The organism is Chrysiogenia bacterium, assembly GCA_020434085.1.
Lineage (GTDB): Bacteria > JAGRBM01 > JAGRBM01 > JAGRBM01 > JAGRBM01 > JAGRBM01.
The window spans coordinates 1-2,509 of record JAGRBM010000127.1 but is presented as its reverse complement, the minus strand read 5'-3'; the positions used below and the strand labels follow the sequence as shown (position 1 = coordinate 2,509).

Sequence of the window (2,509 nt, the reverse complement as noted above, 5' to 3'; positions counted from 1 at the left end):
GATCCAGTCCTGCTCGCCGGTGTCGACCAGATATGCGAGACAGACATTGCGCAGCCGCCGGCGCGCGATTTCCGCCGGGGTGAACTCACAGTCGAAGGTGTAGGAGATGTCCACGTTGACAACGGGGACGTCGACGCCGCCCATCGGGGTGACCAGAACGCGGTGGCCTGTGATGCCTTCGCCGGTCTCCATGAGGTTCTGCTCATCGAGACCGATCTCAAATTCAATGCCTTCGGCGGTCGCGGTGGTCGCGAAGACGCTGTAGGTCAGGCCGGTTCCGGTCCAGGTGCCCGCGGGGCTGTTGGGCGGGCAGGCGGTCACGATGTCGCGGTCCACGACTTCGGTCGGCTCGGTGGAATCGCCGTCGTAAATCCAGCTGTCCTCATCGCCCTCACCGCCGAGGCCGGCCAGGAAGAAGCCGGTGGCGTCGCCTTCCGGACCATCATACTCGGCCAGATTTTCGATCAGAACGGCATAGGGCGTGCCGTCGATGTCATGGGGCTCATTGCCGCTGCCCGGCTCCAAGTTGCCGCCGGTGACGTAGAGGATGTCGTTACCGCGGAACATGACGAGGATGCCGATGTTGCCGCCCTCGGGCTCACCGGTCGTCTTGGCGGCGCCTTCGACTTCGGCGCTGACGTTGATGTTGTAGGCGATGGCCTGAACGGTGATGGTGTCATCCCCTTCGCCCTCGGTGGGGCTCAGATCCTCAACCTCCACGCTGGCAGGCGCAACGCCGGGGACAAAGCCGGCGACGCCGGAAACGAAGCCCAGGTTGCCGTCCTTGGAAGCGAGCGAGGCGAGTACGCCCTGGGCGGTCAGGCCCGCCGCGTCGTCGTCACTACAGGAAGCGGCGGTGCCGCAGATGAGGGCCACGATGGCCAGAGTTGAAAGGATGCGATTCTTCATGAGTTTGTTCTTCCTCCCCAAAATGTTGGGATTCCCTCGGTTGATATTTGCCGCGGACTTCAAGATGCGCCCTGCTTCGCGGACCCCGCCCCCCGGTGTGGGGCATCCGCGTGCATGGACGCATCCCTCGCCGCAATCGCGGCCATAATTAGGCCAAGAGCGAGTTGGGTTCAAGTACATTCATCACAAAACGCGTTGAAGTTTTTTGGGACAGCACGTCCCATTGCTTGAGCGATCAGCAACGTATTTCAATGATTACAGCATGTTATGGCGTCCACCTGATGGGTGGGATCGAGAGGCTTTTGAACGATTGGCACAATTTTCTCACCAGCGACCGGTCCAAAAGCGCCGCGGCGCAGGACCGTGCGCCCTGCTCAACCGGCCTACCAATGGGGACGAATCCGTAGATTGGCTCGAAACCCGTGTTATATTCGGTCCCGGTCTCAACCGGCGGGGACCGGGGGAAGCATTGGACAGCGCAAAGGGCGTTCTCAAGGAGCACCAGGACCTCAACATCCTGGTGCGGGATCTGGGCAAGGTCGCCCAGTGGGAAGTCACGCTGCTTCTGGAGCAGAGCGTGCGTGGCCGGCTGCGCGCGGATCTGGTTGCGCTCTGCATCGAACTCGAACGCCACTTCGCCACCGAAGAGAGCGGCCACTACCTCGATGAGGTCGGCCGCCGCGACCCCGGCGCTCGCGACGAACTCGCCGCGCTGCAGGATGAACACCCCACGCTGATGGAACTGTTCATCCAGGCGCAAAAGGCCTGCGACCACAGCTCCCACGAAGCCATGGACAAGCTCAAGGAGATCCTGCGCAGGGGTCTCCACATGCTCCAGCATCACGAGCAGCGCGAGACCGCGCTGGTGAAGAAGGTTTTCGGGGGCTAGGGGGCGTGGTCAGATCAGGATTGAGACTGCGCGCCGCAGCGGCGGCAGGTGGGTGATGATGACATCCCAAACGATGTCGAGGTCAACGCCGAAATATTCGTGGGCAAGAATATTGCGAAGGCCCGCTATTTTCCGCCAGGGGATGTCGGGCGCAAGCGCGCGCTCGGATTCGCGCAGATGCTTGGCCGCCTCGCCGATCACTTCGAGATTGCGGATCACCGCATCGACGCGCATCTGGTCCGCAGCGAAACCGCGCTGGTCCACGTCCTCGACGTAAGATTCGATCCGGGTGATCGCCTCGAGAATGTCACGCAGGTAAAGTTCAAAGCCCCTCGGCATGAACCGCCTCGCCCAGGATCGTCTCGCGGAGCACCGGCTTGACACTCTCGCGCAGCACAAGGTCGACGGGTGTGCCGAACAAGTCTTCGAGGTAGAATTTCACGTCCATGTAGGTATCGAAAGTCTTGGGCGAGAGCTCGACCAGGAAGTCGAGATCGCTTCCCGCCGCGGCTTCTCCCCTGGCGGTGGAGCCAAACAGGGCCAGCGACTGCGCGCCGAGGCGGCGAATTTGCTCCGCATGGGAATGCAGGGCTTTGAGGATATGGTCTTTCGAGCGATTCATGGCACCTATTGTAGCAGAAAAATCCGGCGCGCTCAGATTATCTCGAAGAGCAGCCGGCTGCCTTCCTTGAACTCGGCGACGCGCTTTTC

Annotated in this window: 4 protein-coding genes; 1 reads left to right on the top strand and 3 read right to left on the bottom strand. The window is 61.8% G+C overall.

The features are described 5' to 3' along the window. On the bottom strand, window positions 1-909 hold a 909-nt coding region (locus KDH09_04215; GenBank protein ID MCB0218875.1), incomplete at its 3' end, for a hypothetical protein. A 469-nt stretch (window positions 910-1,378) separates the two neighbouring features. Between KDH09_04215 and KDH09_04210 the strand changes: the two genes are divergently transcribed. Further along, entirely contained in the window at window positions 1,379-1,798 is a 420-nt protein-coding gene (locus KDH09_04210; protein ID MCB0218874.1) for a hypothetical protein, read from the top strand. A 9-nt stretch (window positions 1,799-1,807) separates the two neighbouring features. Here the strand turns inward: KDH09_04210 and KDH09_04205 are convergent, their stop codons facing one another. Together KDH09_04205 and KDH09_04200 are read right to left on the bottom strand one after the other, a co-directional pair. Further along, window positions 1,808-2,137, bottom strand: coding sequence for a DUF86 domain-containing protein (locus KDH09_04205; GenBank protein ID MCB0218873.1), 330 nt, complete (start codon window positions 2,135-2,137; stop codon window positions 1,808-1,810). Continuing rightward, window positions 2,121-2,420, bottom strand: a complete 300-nt coding sequence (locus KDH09_04200; protein ID MCB0218872.1) for a nucleotidyltransferase family protein — start codon at window positions 2,418-2,420, stop codon at window positions 2,121-2,123. The genes KDH09_04205 and KDH09_04200 overlap by 17 nt, the downstream gene beginning before the upstream one ends. Between the last annotated feature and the right edge of the window lie 89 nt (window positions 2,421-2,509).